We start from the raw sequence: 19192 nt of genomic DNA on the forward strand, positions 1-19192 counted from the left end.
AAGTTACTTAGCAAGTTGCATCTTTGAAGATATTCAATTTTTTACTGGTATCAAAATTTTATTATTTTGGTAATAAAGAAATCCTCTTCGTTTAGTACATTAAAAACCCGGATAAAATACATTCCGGCACTAGATGCTAAGAATGATGTTCTTTCACCACTGCTAATCCTATCACTTTCAAATAAAAGCTTACCGGAGATGTCATAAATTTCAAATTTAATATTCTTATCGGAAGAATTCTCAATAAAAAAAGACTCCCTGGTTATTGTTGATAATACGGAAACTTCATTTATAAGGCTTGGAGAGGTAGTTATGTCATTTAGTTCTTCTGACAAGGAATTTAGGGTCAATTGATTAGTATTAATAGGATCCAGCCAGTCTGATAACCTGGTTTCCGGACTTTCTCCAAAACCCCAGGCTACATTTAACCTTCCGTAAAAGTCAGGTTCACCGTTATCAGTCAGACCATTGCAAAAAGAAGCACCTCCAAAAAGCTGACCAATTAATTGGCCTCTCTCATTGAATAAGCCCGCTCCGGAAGAAGCCATTTCTGTACTCCCTAAATCCCAATCTCTTACCACCCAGGTTTGCGAAGTCTGATTATCAATGGTTATAGCTTGAGTAGTCGGGCTTTGATTGTCCCGGGATACCTTCATAATATCTCCTGACGGATGATGGATACTTACTGTAAAATCAGGGGGTTCTTCAGATCGATCCCAACCTACCCATTCAAGGTCCCAATCTTCATCCAGACCTCCGGTAATTTCAACTAACCTGAAATCTGATTCCGGGCTTTTAGCAAGATTTACTGAACCACTGGTAGTCTGGTAGAAATTATCCGGACCGTTGCTTACACTGTCACCTTGTTCTGCACATACATCTTCCGTACTAATCCAGTTAAAACGAAATGACCAGGCTGCTTCGCCATCTCCGCAGTGAAAAGCTGTTAAAAGATATGGAGCTTCATTCAGTTCTGTATTATTGATCAAAGAACCGGAACACCACCCAATACTATTTACTAAAATTAAGGCTACTGCTTTTTTTAATCTATTCTTTACAGGATCAAAATCAGAACCTACATCACAATTTACATCGAGATGACAATTACCAGAGCTGCCTAGTCTTTTTGTACTTACCTCAAAATCCGTAACTGTTCTATAACCATGCACTACCTCACCTATGGATAATTCTCCAGTAGTGGTGGCACTGGCAGGGACTGTATATTGAATAATTAAAGTATCTCCATCACAAGTCCAGGTTCCTAACGAGTTATTCACATTATTCATCTTATCCGTGTAAGCACCTAGTATAAAGGTTCTGTCCGGACTATATACATGTACCATTGCCCCGGGAGGTAAGATATAACGATCAAAAACAAAGTTTAAGGTTTTTGCACCTGCAGATTGTATCTGTATTCTCCAGATTCTATCACCATTAGGTAAGGTAGTCCATACTCCTGAATTCTTAATATTTAAATTAGTTTTATGAGCATAACCAAACCGATAGACTTTCTGAAGGTTGTTATCATTGATAGCGTCTTCTTTTCTTAATTTATCTAAATCAAACGCAGGCATCACTACCGTTGGTAAGGTACTACTCTTTAATTGGGTAATATGTGGAGGTGGTGTATTGGTAATTTGGCCGGAAACCGTCTGTAAGTAAAAAAGAAAGGACAGTATCCAAAAGAGTTTGATTAACTTCATTTATGGTATGCAATTTACAATTGAATTATTAGGAAACTTTATATTTAAACAACTCAAGGCTCGAAAGTCCTAAAAATATATAATATTTGCTATCAAATTCGGAGATTTGTTGTAATTTCTATATTTTAAAGTCTCTTTTTTACAATTTTTTAAGATTTATGCAAACGTCTGATGTTATTTCGAATCCGTTGTTAGAAAAACTGCCTCCTCACTTAAAACAGTTTATCAAACCACAAAATTATGAGGCTTATACTCCTATAGACCAAGCAGTATGGAGGTATGTGATGCGAAAAAATGTGGCTTCGCTACCTGCTATTGCTCATAGCTCATATCTGGAAGGTTTACAAAAGACAGGAATTTCGCTGGAAGAAATTCCCAGTATGTATGGGATGAACCGTATCTTAAAAGATATAGGATGGGCAGCTGTTGCCGTAGACGGGTTTATTCCTCCTAACGCTTTTATGGAATTTCAGGCATATAATATTTTAGTGATTGCTTCGGATATCAGGAAATTGGAAAACATTGAATATACTCCTGCTCCGGATATCATCCATGAGGCTGCGGGACATGCTCCTATTATTGCGAATCCTGATTATGCACAGTATTTAAAAAGATTTGGAAAAATAGGTTGTAAAGCAATTTCTTCAAAAAGAGATTATGAAATGTACGAAGCTGTACGCAAACTTTCTATTTTAAAGGAAGCTAAAGATATTCCTAAAAAAATTATCGCTGCTGCCGAAAGGGAAGTGGAAGAATTACAAAATAAAAAGGAACCTCCTTCTGAAATGGCTAAAATCCGGAACCTTCACTGGTGGACGGTGGAATACGGACTTATTGGTACTATTGAAAACCCAAAGATATATGGTGCCGGTCTTCTTTCTTCTATCGGTGAAAGTAAGTTGTGTATGACTAATAAGGTAGTAAAACATACTTATTCTGCGAAAGCAGCTTTGCAGGATTTTGATATTACCCAACCGCAACCCCAGCTTTTTGTGACTCCGGATTTTGCTTATTTATGCCAGGAGTTAGAGGAGTTTGCAGATACAATGGCCTTACGTAAAGGCGGACACCGGGGGTTAGCTAAATTAATTGCTTCGGAAAACCTGGGAACTATTGAACTCAATACCGGATTACAAATCTCCGGGGTATTTTCAAAAATGCTTACGGATGAGGACGACCAGGTGATCTATTTTGAGACTAAAGGGGAAACAGCATTGTCATATCGCGAAAAAGAATTAATTGGTCATGGTACGGCTACGTATAAAAATGGTTTTATTTCGCCTATTGGCAAGTTAAAAGGAAGCAACTTGTTAATTGAAGATATGTCCCCCCGGGATTTAAAGGCATATAACTTTTATGAAGGTAAATTTCTAGAATTTGAATATGAAAGTGGGATCACCCTGGCTGGAACTATTGTAACCGGCACCCGAAATGTGATGGGATCTCTGATTATCATTCATTTTGAAGAGTGTGAAGTGTTTTATCACGGCGAACTGTTATTTAAAAGTAATTCTGGTAATTTTAGCCTGGCTATTGGTAGTGAGATTATATCTGCGTATTCAGGTCCAGCAGACGACTATTCATTTAACCGGATTACTCATGTATCTTCTACCCAAACGATCAAACCTCATTATTCTGAAAAAGAGAAGGAATTGCATCAATTGTATCAATCCGTCAGAAATATCAGAGAAGGAAAAAATGCGATGTTTTCGCTAGAAGCCACATTTAATTTGTTACAAAAGTTTCATCCTATGGATTGGTTACTAAATGTTGAAATTTACGAGTTGGTACATCTATCCAATCCCTCTTTAGAAAAACAAGTATTAACTCATTTAAATGACTTAAAGACTAAAGAACCGAAAATTGCTACGCTTATCGATAGTGGTCTTACTATAAGTAGAAATCAAACAACTTCGCCTGCCAGCAATATGCATTAATTTTTTCGGTGTAAATGCATTAGGTTTTGATTGCATACAGGAAATAAATGTAGTAGTGAATGTTTAATTATGCTTATATAAAAAAAGAGAAATGCCTTCAGTTGAAAAACTTTTTGAAATTAAAGACACATCCGTACTGTTACTATTTTTAAGTGCTCTTGGCATTTATGTAAGTGTGATTCTATATACCCGTATTTTCGGTAAGCGTAGTTTTTCTAAAATGTCCAGTTCTGATTTTGCAATGACGATTGCTATTGGTTCTATTATTGCGTCTACTATTTTATCTTCGTTTGTTAGTCTGATAGAAGGTGCCATTGCCCTCTTTTTTGTATATTTTATTCAAACCGCTGCTGCGTTTTTAAGACGTATTTCCTGGTTTCAACAGATAGTTGACAACTCACCATTATTTTTAATGAAAGGGGAAGAAATTTTATATGAAAATTTGAAGAAGTCCCACGTAACCATTTCGGATATTAAGTCAAAGCTAAGAGAAGCTAATGTCACCCAACTATCCCAGGTAAAAGCCGTTATTTTTGAAACTACCGGTGATATCTCGGTGTTACATAAAGACGATCATAAAGAAATAGATCCCTGGATTATTGATGAGGTCATGGATCATTAATTTTTATACTCTCTACTTCTACAGGTTACCTCATTTAAGCATTTTATTACCATTATTTTTCCATTCCAAAATTTAGAAAATATACTATTCTTTAAACCAACTATTTACTGGATTCAGGTATAAATTAACAAATGAAAATAAATTGTTAAAAAATTGATTAGCAATTATTTAAGATCATAAAACCTTGTAATCTTTACTTAAAATATTGAAACATAACGGGGGCTTTTATAAATAACTTTGAAGTAAAGAAAAAATTAAAAGTTATGAATACAAAAACCATTTTTCAACCCACTATGTTTGAAGACGATTTAGAAGAGCAAAATTTAATAAGTCAGGTAAACGAACTTGAAGATTTTGTCAACTTAAAAGAAGACGATCTTTTTTATTAATCTATCTAAATTTAAACATATGCTTACAAATTCTAATTGCAAAAAGCCTAAAATTCCGGAATATCTAAGAGATTTGAATAAAGTAATTTGTCCGCAAAAGTATTATCAGATACAAAGGAAACCGGAAAAATTAAATGTTTTTTATGCGTAGTCTTTCCGGTATATGATTGTACATACCTTTTCGGATCATTATAAGATTATATTTCAAAGGTCACATGCGCTATTGTCCGCACAATTATTCTGTGCGATGCAAGAAAGCCTGATCCAAAAAGTAACCAATTATACGGAAACTTTAATTACCATCGCCTCTCATGACGATGGATTTACTAAAACAAGCGGAACCTATTATGTAACTAAAGACGGGGAGCCAAAAGATTTTAGAAAAAACAGGTTTGAAAAGGAAGCGTCTATACAAATCATTGAAAACGCAAGATTAAAATCAACCTGGTGTTACTTGATGGCGCTAAGCCATATGAATTATTTGTATAAAGAGAAGGAAGACGAAGAAATTAAAACATTCTTAAAATACGTACAGGAACAATTACAAAAGGCAATACGTGATTATGAAATAGATCAAACCTCAGTAAAACAAACCTATGAATTTCTTCGTTTTACGGATGAATTGTCTTTGTTTATTTGCTTTCATCTCTTTGATGAAAATCAGAGTGAAAAAGTCATTAAAGGAGTTTTTGAAGAAGAAAATAAAGAATATACCACTAGTTTAAAAGCTAGAACTCTTTATATACGTCCTTCTCCGTTTAAAGAAGGAGCTACCACCACGCTGGAATACCGAAAAATTCCGAAGATTTCCTATCGGGATGATGACCATTTGAATAAGGAGTTGGATAGGGCTTTGGTGAAGAGGGTTGAGGTTTTGTTGGGTGATAGGTGTTAATGATATTTTGCTGACCTAAATAATTCTTTGTCTTATTATTTTTAGAATTATAAAATTTGATTTTGGAATTTTTTTTATAAGGAAGTTAAAGGTTGTAGAGATTTATATTACAAAATATAAGTCAAACTAAAACAACCTTTTATGTACTATATACTTGAAAAAGATATTATAGAAAAATTAATTGCGACGTACCTACCTAAATCTAGTTGTGGTTGGTCACCTACGGTTCCATTGTAAGAGATTATCAAAGCTATAATTTACAAGCTTAAAGCTGAGGTTCATTAGCGTCTATTTTGGTAAAAGCTTTGTTTTCAGGTAAGGTGTTATCTTAGCAATAGGTCTATTACCATTAAATAAATAGTGCATATCTGAAACTTAGAAGGATTGTTGGATAAGTTTTTTGCTGCCTAAAAGGTTTATTTTAACCAGGAGCTATATGATGAAAGGTATGAAGTAGAAAATTACAATGCTATGATGGACAATCATGGTTTACTCCTTAATAGGTTCGATACTACAACTTAGAGTTAGGAGGGGTTCAACTAACTGTCTTTTATTGTAACAGTCGCCACAAAACTAAACAAAAAGAATATGTGAAGAGAGTGTAAACTGTACTCTGTCTGATTAAAATTTTAGTTTAATTTTAATGAGATATTATGACAACACAAGAACAACAAGAATTAGAGAAGAAGGCACTAGAGCAATTTATGTCTGGTAAGAGTCTTTTTAGTAAAGATGGTGCTTTTGCACCAATGCTTAAAAGTTTTATTGAGAAGGCTTTAGCGTCTGAGATGGAAGGTCACCTGGACGATGTTGAACGTTCCAAAGGAAACAAACGTAATGGCAAGGGCAAGAAGACCATCAAGAGCGGTTTTGGGACTTTTGATGTTGAAACCCCTCAAGATCGTCTCAGTAGCTTTGAACCAGAGCTGGTCAAAAAGCGGCAAAGTATCCTGGCAGACAACCTTTCAGATAAAATAATCGGTCTCTATGGCCTAGGGATGAGCTACCGTGATATCTCTTCACACATCAAAGAGATGTACGACACAGAGATCTCCCATACCGTGCTAAGCCAGATTACAGATAAGATCATTCCGGATGTAAAAGCATGGCAGAACCGTCCTCTAGAACCTTTATACTGCATCGTCTGGTTAGATGCTATGCACTACAAGGTTAAAGTAGAAGGGAAGATCGTTCACAAGGCACTTTACAACATCTTGGGAATTAACAAAGAGGGGCAAAAAGAAATACTAGGGATATACTTATCTGAGAGCGAAGGTGCTAACTTCTGGTTGCAGGTACTCACCGACCTTAACAATAGGGGGCTTGAAGATATTTTGATAGCCTGTACCGATAACCTAAAAGGATTTACTAATGCGATACTCGGTGTTTTCCCCAAAGCTGAGGTTCAACTTTGTATCGTTCACCAAATACGTAACTCCTTAAAGTATATAGCTTCAAAGGATCAAAAGGAATTTATGAGGGACCTTAAAAAAGTCTATCGGGCAACAAATAAACAAGTGGCAGAGGATGAACTGGAAAAGCTATCGGGCAAGTGGGAAGAAAAATATCCGGTAGTCATTCAAAGTTGGCAAAACAACTGGGAGCATCTATCACAGTACTTTAAGTATACAGCACCTATTAGAAAAATCATCTATACCACGAACGCTGTAGAGGGGTACCATCGCCAGGTACGCAAAGTAACCAAGACCAAGGGTGCCTTTACAAATGATATGGCACTGCTCAAGCTCGTTTACCTTGCTACGATGAACATCCAGAAAAAGTGGACAAGCCCTCTGCACAACTGGAACTCTACCATACAGCAACTTTATATTATCTTTGAGGATAGGATAAACCTGGATATTGGTAAAAACCAATCAAAACGTGTCGCTGACGCTAGGTCGCATTCCAAAATCAGTCGAAAACAAGTTTCGACTAATTTTGAAATGGATAAGAAAAAATAACTCAGACAGAGTTTAATTTACACTACCTATGTGAAAGTTTAGACTAATACTTTATATCTTGTAATACAATTCCGCACTAAGCACTTAATTCCCCAAAAAGTATATCCGAGGACATAGTTGCTATAATACATTGTCGTAAACTTTCAATTTTGACAACAATCTTATTCAAATTGTTAGTATTAACAATTTCGCATTCTAATCCTTGTAATGATCCGTTCTTAATAATCTTTTTTTGACCAACTATATTCCTTAAATTTTCAGTAGAGATGTTAGAAATATTTTGACTTGAAAGTAAAGATTTAATTCCTTCAATTTCTTTTTCAGTTGCTAAAGCATATTCTTTTCCAAACTTTATATAGGCGCATGCACCATTAGCATTTAAAGCCTTATAAAAATCTAAAGAAGATTGAATATTAACAAAAACATAGGATGGGAACAGAGGTTTATAAATAGTCTTTTTACGATCACTCCATGTTCGAATGGATTTTATCATTGGACAAAAAGCATCCAAACCGTCTTGTAGTAATAACTGATTAACTTTATTTTCATGTCGCGATTTAACGTACAAAACATACCACCCGCATCTGAGAGATTTTAACATACCTAGAATTAAAATTTTGTGTGAACTATAAAAAATAACAATAAATTATGGTCAAAGCTTCGCTTCTCCGACCCACATTATTATTTTACCTAAAATAATGTAGTCAGAACTGTAAATAAATAAGAACTTAGAGTACAATAGATATTAAAAATGAAATTCAATCTCAAATAAATATTGCAAAGTGGGGTAAAATTAATTTCAATGAAACAAATTTGCGTAATTGATTTAATTATGAACTTAATTAAATAATAATTGCTTCCTTACAAATATAAGACACTAATTTAATAGTGAGGAAATTATTTTTCATAAAATTTTAAAATTCCCCGTAAATAATTGTTTATCAAGTAGTAAAATGATTTAATTTAACATTTAGTTAATCTTATCAGTTGAATTTTATCATAATTACTAAGTTTGAAAATTTTAGTTTACAAAAAAGATTAATGATGATCAAATTAAAAATAGCGAAAGACAATTATATAGTTAAAGTTTTACTTAATGATTATAGACATTTCAATATTACTGTTTTAATTATGAGTGTTTCATAGGTTTAGCCCGTTATTATTGTTTTTAATTATAAGTGTATTTTTCCCTAATAATTTTTTGTAATAGATAATTTGCCGAGTTTTATTTTTTCAGGAGTTCTGCTAAAATATAGTTTACAAAAATTAAACTTTTTTTTACTTTTGGAGGGAAGCGTTAATTTCTTTCTAATTATTTATTCAATAAACCGTTAATACTCGTAACACAATTTTAACGTTTTTTCATGCAAAAAAAGAGCTCTACTATTTAATTATCTAATGATAAATCTAGTACTTCAAACGGGACTTAAACCCATACGAATTAATGTTCATTACACTATAAGCATGACGTATCTACCAATCTTTTATAAAACAAAAAACCCCGCCTTAAAAAGCGAGGTTTGTACTCGGGACGGGACTTGAACCCGTACGTCCTAATGGACATTGGATTTTAAGTCCAACGTGTCTACCAATTCCACCACCCGAGCATCCTATTCTTAACTTTTATAAAATAAAGAGCGAAAAACGGGATTCGAACCCGCGACCTCCACCTTGGCAAGGTGGCGCTCTACCAACTGAGCTATTTTCGCAAGTTTTTTATCTATTACTAATAAAAAGTACTTCCAACTAAGTTGCTTATCTATTTCCTAAAAAATATTTAGTGTTAGTTACTAAATATTGATGATACTCTAAAGAACTTCCTATATAACAAGCAACCGCTTATTTAATAGTGGTGCAAATTTAAAAGATTTCTTATAATTCCAAAGGCTTTTTCATAAAAAGAACGTAATTATTAACTAACTTATTTACTATAAAAGTGTTATCCTTTAAACTTTTATAAAAATCTTTGTTCAACCCGCAGATTTGCTTAAGCTTTTGCTGTTTTTTTTGCGGTCAACATTCTTTTAATTTCGTTTAATTTCATCAAAGCTTCTACCGGGGTTAACGTGTCAATTTCTGTATTTACAATTTCTTCTTTGATTTCTTCTAGCAATGGATCATCCAGGTTAAAAAAACTGAGCTGTAGTTCATCTTGCTGTTTTTCAATACGATCTGCTATTTTTTCACTACCTCGGGACGCTTCTAGTTCTACCAGCATTTTATTAGCCCTGCGGATTACTTGTTGCGGCATCCCCGCTAATTCAGCTACATGTATCCCAAAACTGTGCTCACTCCCACCCTTAACTAGTTTTCGTAAAAATAGAACGGTGTCTTTTAATTCTTTTACGGATACGTTGTAGTTTTTAATCCTGGGAAAGGTTTCACTCATTCTATTAAGTTCATGATAATGTGTTGCAAAAAGGGTTTTAGGTCGCGCCGGATGCTCATGAAGGTATTCACTAATGGCCCAGGCAATGGAAATACCATCATAAGTACTGGTTCCCCTTCCTATTTCATCTAATAATACCAGGCTCCGATTAGAAATATTATTTAGAATACTAGCGGTTTCATTCATTTCTACCATAAACGTAGATTCTCCCATAGAGATATTATCGCTGGCCCCTACCCGGGTAAAAATCTTATCAATAATACCGATACGGGCTTCATCGGCAGGAACAAAACTTCCCATTTGTGCTAATAGCACAATTAAAGCCGTTTGACGTAAAATAGCCGATTTACCACTCATATTAGGACCAGTAATCATAATGAATTGCTGTTCTTCATTATTTAAAGAGATATCGTTAGCGATATACGATTCACCCGGCGGCAGCTGTTTTTCAATTACCGGGTGTCTTCCATTTTTAATTTCAATAGCTAAAGAGTCATCTATAAAAGGACGAACATACTGATGCTGTTTAGCCAACATCGCAAAAGAAGCCAGGCAGTCCAACTGACCGATAAGTTGCGCGTTTAGTTGAACCGGTTGTATATAATCATAAATCCAAACAATTAATTCTGAAAACAAATTTTGTTCTAATACTTGAATTTTTTCTTCGGCTCCCAAGATTTTTGCTTCGTACTCTTTTAATTCTTCGGTGATATAACGTTCTGCATTGACCAGGGTTTGCTTCCGGATCCAGGTGTCCGGCACTTTGTCTTTATGCGTATTTCTAACTTCGATATAATACCCGAATACATTATTTGAAGCTATTTTCAGGGAGGTAATACCTGTAGCTTTGGTTTCCCTCTCTACAATATTATCCAGATAGTCCTTTCCGCTTTGCGAAAGAGACCGCAACTCATCAAGTTCCGAATGAAAACCTTCGGCAATACAATTTCCTTTAGCTAATTGCACCGGTGCATCTTCGCAAATAACACTTTTGATTTTAGTTCGTAAGAGTTCGCAATCATGCAACGTATCTCCGATTACCTTTAGTGCTTCATTTTCACTTTGAACCGCCATCGCTTTAATAGGTACAATGGCTTCCAGCGAATTTTTTAACTGTACAATCTCCCGAGGGTTAATTTTACCGGTTGCTACCTTAGAAATTAAGCGTTCAATATCCCCAATATGTTTAATTTGTGATTGCAGTTTATGCAAAATTTCCGGACGTGAAAGAAAATAGTCCACTACCTGGTGACGCTTTTCAATTTCAGCTTTGTTTTTAAGCGGTAATGCTAGCCAGCGTTTTAACGTTCTTCCGCCCATGGGAGAAATGGTATGGTCAATAACATCTAAAAGGGTAACGGCATTGGCCGAAGTTTGATGGTACAATTCCAGGTTTTTAATGGTAAATCGGTCCATCCAGATATAGGCATCTTCGGCAATCCGGCGAAGTGTAGTAATATGTTCTAACTGACGATGCTGTGTTTCGTTAAGATAATGTAAGATAACACCTGAAGATAAGCACCCTTCTCTAAGATGATCTACCCCAAAACCTTTTAATGAATTCACCTTAAAATGTTTATGGAGTAATTCGGTAGCATATTCTTGTTTAAACACCCAATTTTCGATAAAAAAAGTATGAAAATCCCCGGTAAATTGATCTTCGAATTGTTTTTTATCATTTTTAGAAAGCAGAATTTCACTCGGATTAAAATTCTGTAAGAGCTTATCAATATAATCAGCAGTACCTTGTGAAACTAAAAACTCTCCGGTAGATACATCTAGAAATGAAACACCTACTTCTTTTTTACCAAAATGTATAGCAGCCAAAAAATTATTGGTATTGCTCTGTAACACTTCATCATTTAATGCAACTCCCGGAGTGACCAGTTCGGTAACACCTCGTTTAACGATGGTTTTAGTTTGTTTAGGATCTTCCAGTTGGTCACAAATGGCAACCCGCTCTCCTGCTTTTACCAACTTAGGCAAATACGTGTTTAAGGAATGATGCGGAAATCCGGCAAGTGCCGTTTCGCTCTCGCTACCATTACCACGTTTGGTAAGCATAATATTTAAAATAGAAGCAGTTTTTACAGCATCTTTCCCAAAAGTCTCGTAGAAATCTCCAACCCTAAATAATAATAAGGCATCCGGATACTTTGCCTTAATTGCATTGTATTGCTTCATTAAAGGGGTTACCTTCTTTGCCTTATTCCCTGCCATAATAACTTTGATTTCTGCTTCTTTCAAAAATACAACTCTTCTGTAATTAATAATATAAGGATCAAAAACACTTATTCTTATTTATTCACAAATGCTTATCTACTTGTTGTTAAAAACTAAAGAAGCTCTAAAGCCCATTACCAGATTCATTTGGAGAGCAAGCATATCTAAAATACATTTGCAGGTATGCAGAAAAATTTAAAAATAAAAAATAGCGAGTTGGGCCGAAAAAATATTGCTGAGTTTAAAGAAGCTGACAAGATCCCAATACTAATTATCTTAGATAATATACGTAGCTTACATAATATAGGATCAGTTTTTAGAACATCCGATGCTTTTTTAATCGAAAAAATTTATCTATGTGGAATTACAGCCACGCCACCACATAAAAATATTCATAAAACAGCTTTAGGAGCAACGGAAACGGTGGATTGGGAATATAAAAAAGATACGCTTGCCTTAGTGAAAGAATTACAATCTACTCAAGTTGATGTAATTGCAGTCGAACAGGCCGAAGGTAGCGTTTCTTTAGAAAACTTAGAAATATCTTCTTTAAAACGGACTGCATTTGTCTTCGGAAATGAAGTAAAAGGAGTTGCTCAAGAAGTGGTTAGCGGTAGTGATAAAGTAGTGGAAATACCGCAATACGGCACAAAACATTCGTTAAATATTGCTACCAGCGCTGGAATTGTGATCTGGGAAGCATTCTGTAAATATGCTAAAACTTCTCTTTAGATTAAATATTATTAAATTTAAACATAGAAATTTTACTCCATATTAAAAAATTGAGGGGTTCATTTAAGAATTTCTAAATTTGAATCAATTTGTGTAGGATAAACTAAGGTTACTAAATTTTATAGCGAGTTAAAAGTTAAATAAATTCTAAACCGTAAAAATTATCATATTATCTGATTTTCAATTATATATAATTTTTTCAGATCGTACTTATGGTACCAAAACCTTCAAAATTAACAGGTTTTTAATATACCAACTGCTTCTAACGCTCTATGGGCAGTTGTATATTTAATAAGTCGTTCCATCCTCGTAAAATATTTTCATTATTAATAAGTTATGACTATATTAATTCACACCTTCACTTAAACTCATACCTATGAAAAAATTACTCTTTCCGTTTTTATGCTTCTTTCTAGTAAATGCCTGGTCACAGCAATACCAGGATATGATTGAAAGTGGTGACTACACCTTATCACAAATTCAAAAAGAAGCAGAAAATTATTTCAAAACTCATGATACTGGCAAGGGCTCCGGCTATAAACAGTATAAACGATGGGAATATAACGCAACCTTATCTGTAGATGAAAATGGGTATTTACGTCCGGATTCTTACTATTTTGATGAGTTAAAAAAGTACAATAGCTACCGTAATAAAAGAAAAAAAGCAGCTACTAATGACAATTGGGTAGAAATGGGCCCTACGTATTACAGGCAAACATCAGGGTGGAACCCGGGTATAGGTCGTGTACAATCACTGGCAGTTGATACCAATAATCCGGAACATATTATTATAGGATCTGGCACCGGTGGAATATGGCAAACTTTTAATGAAGGTAAAGATTGGGTTTCTCTAACTGATAATTTTAATAACCTTAGAGCCTATTCCCTGGCTATGGATCAAAAAAATCCTGAAACCTATTATTGGGGATCTTCAAATGGACGAATTTATAAATCTACCGATGCCGGAAGTACTTGGTTTGTGGTAGGAAATACTCATGATAATGCATTTATTAATCAGATTAAAATTCATCCGAAGAACTCTAATATTATTTTTGTTTCTGCTGCCGGACGTAATAGAGAAGGTCTTAGCAGATTTGGTATTTACAAATCTATAGATGCTGGTAAAACCTGGAAGCAGGTAATTAAAGCAAGTAGTACGTATGACATAGAATTTAAACCCGGCAACCCAAAGGTAGTATATGCTTCTGGAAATAATGTATTTAGATCTACTAACGGAGGAGAATCCTTTAAAATGATAGGAGAAGAAACTTTTACCACCTGGACTAAGATGCTGGCAGTAACCCCTGCTAATCCTGATAAAATTTATGTAGTGGAGAGAGAAAACAGTGCTTTCGGAGCTTTTTATGTTTCTGAAGATTCCGGAAATTCTTTTACCTTAAAAGAAGAACATAAAGACAAAAACTATTTTAATTATAGTTCGCAGGCAGAAAAAAATGATACCGGACAGGCGCCCAGGGATATGGATATTGCTGCCTCTCCCACTGATGAAAATGAAGTACATATTGCCGGTATTTTATCCTGGATGTCTACGGATGGAGGTACTAGTTTTAAAATCACATCACAATGGCAACCAGGTTCGGCTAAACGCCAAAATATAGGGTATTGCCATGCGGATATTGATATTATGGAATACATAGGTAATAAACTATACGTAGGTACAGATGGAGGTATCGCCATAGCGGATGATCCACAAACTATAAATGCAGAATATTACCGTGAAATAGGAGAAGGAATTGGAATACGGGATTTTTATCGACTAGGGGTTTCTCAAACTAAAAATGTTGTTATTACTGCTGGTTCGCAGGATAACGGTACTTCAGCTTTTACTAAAAACAAGGGTTGGACAGACTGGTTGGGAGCTGATGGAATGGAAAGTTTTGTAGATAAAAACGACCCTAATATCTTGTATGGAACTTCACAATTCGGGAGTTTATATAAATCTCTGAATCAGGGAAGAAGGCTTACTGGTATTAAAACTCCGGATGACAAGAAAGGAGAATGGATAACCCCTTTTGAGCAAGACCCAATTGAACCTAATACGATTTATACAGGGTATGATCAGGTTTATAAATCTATTGATGGAGGCGCTACCTGGACAGCTATCTCGCAGGTATTGTTAGAAAGAGGGTTAAACCATTTAAAGATTGCCCCTTCGGATAATAGCGTTATGTATACGGCCTTTGGTAAAAATTTATATGTAGAAACAAATGGAGATAAGATATGGGAGCTTGCCAATTCGTTTTCTTCTAATATTAACGCCATCGCCATACATCCTAAGAATCCAAACAAAATAGCAGTAGCTACCAGTAACGGTGAAAAGATATATATTTCTGAAGATACTGGTGATACGTGGAAGTCTCTTAAAAAGAACTTACCTAACTTTACCCCATATTCTTTAATCTGGCAAGATAATAGTGAAGATGGATTGTACGTTGGGATGAGTTATGGTATCTACTATACGGATAATACTTTGGACGAATGGGAAAGTTTTGGAAACAAACTACCTAACGTTCAGATAAGTGAAATGGAGATCAATTATAAAGATAACCGAATTTATGCGGCAACCTACGGACGCGGTATGTGGAGTTCTCCAATTTATAGTAATAAAAATGTGTTGAGTATTGAAGAATCCTTTAAGAAAAGCGGTATTTCTATTTACCCAAATCCTTCGAGCAACGTGATTAACGTATCTGCAGAACTAAAAGGGGATAGCGAAGTACGTTTATTTAACAACCAGGGACAAATCGTGTATTTTAACAAAAAGATATCTTTATCATCTCCTCTGCAAATCAACACCAGTCAACTGGCAACAGGTATCTATTATTTAAGGATAAATAGCGAACTGGGAGAATTTACTGAAAAGGTATTATTACAATAGCTATTGGCAGTTCAAAAGATAAAATTAAAAAGCCGTCCTTATAGGATGGTTTTTTAATTTTTAGAAGTTGCCATTTTTAAGGGTTTAAAAATTGTTCTTTATACGGGTAAGCATATCCGTAAAATCTTTTCGGTTAGCAGTAAAATCTTTTTCTGTAACATCAATAATGATGTAGTTCAAATCCAACTGAGATTTAAGGTACGCTAGATAACCTTTCTGCAATTTTACTAAATAATCCGGCTGAATTTGCTGTTCATAAGCCCTGCCCCGTTTTTTTATATGGATAAGTAGACGTTCTACATTTTGATACAAGTACACATACACATCCGGTTTTTTAATTTTAGAATACATAATCTCAAAAATTTGCCGATATAATTTAAATTCTTCCTCAGCTAGGGTAACTTTTGAAAATATAAGGGACTTACTGATTTCGTAGTCACTAACAATAAAATCATGAAATAAATTATATTGATCCAGCACCTCCAGGAGTTGATGATAACGTTCCGCTAAAAATGACATTTCCAAAGGAAAGGCATATCGGTCCATATCTCTATAAAACTTGGGCAAAAAGTCATTCTCCTTAAAATTTTCGTACAAAGGTAATCCGTTAAATTCTTCTGCAATCATACGGGCCAAGGTTGTTTTACCAGCGCCTATCACCCCCTCAACGGCAATATATTTTACCATATCTTTAAAAAAATACGATGCCGGGTCTTTTAAGCTATCCGTACTAAGCATTACCTGATCATCTTCATCCAACTCTTTGCTAAGAATTAGGTTTGTTTTTTTAAAAACAGGATGTACCAACTCCGGAGCTATTTCTGACAAGGGTTTTAAAACAAAGGCTCTTTGATGTAATAAAGGATGTGGAATGGTAAGATTTTGTTCTTTGATAATTCTTAAGTCATAATATAAAATATCTAGGTCAATCGTCCTGGAAGTGTATCCGACCCCGTCTTTTCTTTTCCTACCCAATCTGTTTTCAATAGTTAATAGAAGCGAAAGGACTTGATCCGGTGCATATAAAGTTTTTACTTTTATACAAGCATTATAAAAATCATCCCCCTTAAAACCCCAGGCAGGTGTTTGATATACTGAAGAAGTAGCTTCAATAGCACCTATCTCTTCAAAAATAGCATTTATTCCTTTTTGTAAGGTAGCTAATCGATCCCCCTGGTTACTACCCAGACCTATATAAACAAAATGATTTGTATTCAAAATTGGAATATCAAAAATTATAAACTAGCTTACTCGTTTCATAGTACAACTTTATTACTTGTATTTGTTTCAAATCTTTTTTAGCTATTATCTTGACAGGAAAAGTACACACTTCAAAACAAACTGCCATCGCTTATCGAATTTATTTAGTCCTGGCTGGACTCTTTATTGCTTCTTTAGTAGTTTCCAATTTGATTTTTCAAAAGTTTTTTACCTGGGACTTTTTTGGGTGGTATACATTTGAGATATCTGTAGGTATTCTTCCGTACCCAATAACTTTCTTGGTTACAGATATGATTAGCGAGATCTACGGGAAGAAAAAAGCCAATCAGGTGGTGACCGCAGGTATTTTTGCTTCGCTTTTTTCATTAGCTATTATTACCATTGCTTCTGCAGTACCGGCAACTTCGTGGTCACCGGTCAGTAATGATTTATTTGAAACGGTTTTTGGGGCTACGGTGATTGCGGTACTGGCTTCTATGACCGCTTATTTATTGGCACAATACATTGATATACAAATCTACCACTTCTGGAAAAAGCTGACCAAAGGAAAACATTTATGGTTACGTAATAATGCTTCCACCTTTCTTTCCCAATTTGTAGATACCCTGGCGGTACTGCTGCTACTTTGTAGTTTTAATAAAATCGAATGGAACCTCTTCGGTACGTTGCTCTTAAGTGGTTTTTTATTTAAAGTACTGGTTGCCTTTTTTGATACCCCCTTTTTATATGCAGGTGTTTATATATTTCGTAAAAAATTTAATTTAAAAGAAGGAGAAGAATTACGATTGGAATTTTAAGATTTTAGACTATTTTTTTAAATTCATAGGTTGTTGTTTTTTCTATAAAGATTTAGGTTATTTAGTATTGACTTAGCTTTAGAAATGTAAAAAACAATTTCAACAGGTAAAAATCGAAGACAGGTCTATAAATCTTTTATTTTTGTGTTGACCATAATATTGATGATAAGATAAATAATTATCTTTTATGTGCGAAAAATATTGAATGAGGAGTGTAAAAAATTTTATTAAAGCCCTAGGACAAAATTACTATTTAGATTTTTTAGTTGACCCTTATTCTAATTCTGTAGAATATGACAAACATTTTGTACTCGTAGAATATCAAAATAAAAATTACTTTGAAAATAATCTAGAGTTTATAAAGATACGCCAATAAGAAATCTTAATTGATTTGAAAAACCAATATGAAAATGCACTATCTCAAATATTCTTAAAATTAGCAACCACTAATTACGACACTTTTGATTCTTTCATAAAATTTAATATCGAAGCAGTTAAGATTAGTCTTAGAACTATTAAATCTGATTTCTACGTTGATAACAAGCAATCAAGATATTACTCGACACTAATTGATAATTTAGATACAAACAATATTGACGTAATAAATGAAAGGAAGATAAATTCTGAGGATTATCCAAAAGACGGTTCAATAATGCAAATATTTGAATCTCTAAATAAAAGCACTAGTCCATCCAAAGTAAATTACCTAGAGAGTTACTACTACTTGAACTTCCATAAGGCAAGGTCAAAAACTTTAAGTTGGTTGCCATTTGCGCTTTTTCACATCGGAAATCGTTTCATTTTAGATCTAGTTCGAATTCAGAATAACATCAATGAAATTCGTATGTCCAATCAAAAATCTACAAGAATAAGATGGCTAGGTAAAAAAACTCATATTGGTTATATTTTTAGTATGCTAGCACAAGAAGGTTATATTGAAACACCTGAGTTACCAGGTGGAGAAGTAAACTATACAGCTTTTGCTAGACTTATAAAGGAACTTTTTGAAGTAGATGTAGCTGAAGGAACTTTAAGAAAATACTTAAATCCCCTTGATACCAAGTTTGAAGAAAATCAAAAGACATTTGAGAAAGAACAATTCCATTTACCAAATGTGAAACGAGTTAATTAGTCCGTTCCGGAACACATTGGAACGTTTACTTTTTACATTAAATCTTTATTTTGTTGAACTTAATTTTACTATTATGGGACAACATACATACAGCCTGAATTTAATTTTTGTACTTTCATTTTTTTTAATAATTTTCTTTTTACTTTGGATTATGCCTACTAATAAATCTGGTATTGTTATTAAGCGAATAGTTCAATTAATAAATGCATTTCCATTATCTAAGATTTGTTTAATTATTTTAGATTACCTTGATAATAAAAAAAATTAATAAAAAGTACCACGGCTAACATTC

Annotated in this window: 12 protein-coding genes, 2 tRNA genes and 1 pseudogene; 9 read left to right on the top strand and 6 right to left on the bottom strand. The window is 34.2% G+C overall.

Features of this window, described 5'->3' with window-relative positions:
* Positions 1-50: 50 nt before the first annotated feature.
* A complete protein-coding gene (locus NBT05_RS01435; protein WP_265771641.1) occupies positions 51-1703 on the bottom strand; it encodes a T9SS type A sorting domain-containing protein in 1653 nt (550 codons plus the stop codon).
* Positions 1704-1861: 158 nt separating this feature from the next.
* Here NBT05_RS01435 and NBT05_RS01440 point away from each other — a divergent pair, with 158 nt between their 5' ends.
* From NBT05_RS01440 to NBT05_RS01460, 5 genes and pseudogenes are all read left to right on the top strand, one after another.
* Positions 1862-3640: an aromatic amino acid hydroxylase gene (locus tag NBT05_RS01440; protein WP_265771642.1), complete on the top strand. Its 1779-nt coding sequence runs from the start codon at positions 1862-1864 to the stop codon at positions 3638-3640.
* Positions 3641-3731: 91 nt separating this feature from the next.
* A complete protein-coding gene (locus tag NBT05_RS01445) occupies positions 3732-4262 on the top strand; it encodes a DUF421 domain-containing protein (RefSeq protein ID WP_265771643.1) in 531 nt (176 codons plus the stop codon).
* 263 nt (positions 4263-4525) lie between these two features.
* Positions 4526-4651, top strand: coding sequence for a hypothetical protein (locus NBT05_RS01450; protein WP_265771644.1), 126 nt, complete (start codon positions 4526-4528; stop codon positions 4649-4651).
* A gap of 163 nt (positions 4652-4814) precedes the next feature.
* A complete protein-coding gene (locus NBT05_RS01455) occupies positions 4815-5546 on the top strand; it encodes a DUF3891 family protein (protein ID WP_265771645.1) in 732 nt (243 codons plus the stop codon).
* Between the two features lie 653 nt (positions 5547-6199).
* Positions 6200-7399, top strand: a pseudogene (locus NBT05_RS01460) (IS256 family transposase); the annotation flags it as partial.
* A gap of 184 nt (positions 7400-7583) precedes the next feature.
* On the opposite strand, the gene NBT05_RS01465 reads toward NBT05_RS01460, so the two are convergent.
* From NBT05_RS01465 to mutS, 4 genes are all read right to left on the bottom strand, one after another.
* Positions 7584-8075 carry a UpxY family transcription antiterminator gene (locus tag NBT05_RS01465; RefSeq protein WP_265771646.1) on the bottom strand — a complete coding sequence of 164 codons (492 nt, stop codon included), beginning with the start codon at positions 8073-8075 and terminating at the stop codon, positions 7584-7586.
* 955 nt (positions 8076-9030) lie between these two features.
* A tRNA-Leu gene (locus tag NBT05_RS01470) sits at positions 9031-9114 on the bottom strand.
* 29 nt (positions 9115-9143) lie between these two features.
* Positions 9144-9216, bottom strand: a tRNA-Gly gene (locus NBT05_RS01475).
* 278 nt (positions 9217-9494) lie between these two features.
* Positions 9495-12116, bottom strand: a complete 2622-nt coding sequence (mutS, locus tag NBT05_RS01480) for a DNA mismatch repair protein MutS (RefSeq protein WP_265773193.1) — start codon at positions 12114-12116, stop codon at positions 9495-9497.
* A 186-nt stretch (positions 12117-12302) separates the two neighbouring features.
* Between mutS and NBT05_RS01485 the strand changes: the two genes are divergently transcribed.
* Both NBT05_RS01485 and NBT05_RS01490 read left to right on the top strand, forming a co-directional pair.
* Entirely contained in the window at positions 12303-12851 is a 549-nt protein-coding gene (locus tag NBT05_RS01485; protein ID WP_265771647.1) for an RNA methyltransferase, read from the top strand.
* Between the two features lie 376 nt (positions 12852-13227).
* On the top strand, positions 13228-15750 hold the full coding sequence (locus NBT05_RS01490; protein ID WP_265771648.1) for a VPS10 domain-containing protein: 2523 nt from the start codon (positions 13228-13230) through the stop codon (positions 15748-15750).
* 84 nt (positions 15751-15834) lie between these two features.
* Here NBT05_RS01490 and folK read toward each other — a convergent pair whose 3' ends face one another.
* On the bottom strand, positions 15835-16968 hold the full coding sequence (folK, locus tag NBT05_RS01495; protein WP_265771649.1) for a 2-amino-4-hydroxy-6-hydroxymethyldihydropteridine diphosphokinase: 1134 nt from the start codon (positions 16966-16968) through the stop codon (positions 15835-15837).
* A gap of 92 nt (positions 16969-17060) precedes the next feature.
* On the opposite strand from folK, the gene NBT05_RS01500 reads away from it, so the two are divergent.
* Together NBT05_RS01500 and NBT05_RS01505 are read left to right on the top strand one after the other, a co-directional pair.
* Positions 17061-17768 (top strand): queuosine precursor transporter, encoded by a 708-nt coding sequence (locus NBT05_RS01500; protein ID WP_265771650.1) that lies wholly within the window; start codon positions 17061-17063, stop codon positions 17766-17768.
* Between the two features lie 391 nt (positions 17769-18159).
* Positions 18160-18900 (top strand): hypothetical protein, encoded by a 741-nt coding sequence (locus NBT05_RS01505; RefSeq protein ID WP_265771651.1) that lies wholly within the window; start codon positions 18160-18162, stop codon positions 18898-18900.
* Positions 18901-19192 lie beyond the last annotated feature (292 nt).

The sequence above is a fragment of the Aquimarina sp. ERC-38 genome, from assembly GCF_026222555.1.
GTDB lineage: Bacteria > Bacteroidota > Bacteroidia > Flavobacteriales > Flavobacteriaceae > Aquimarina.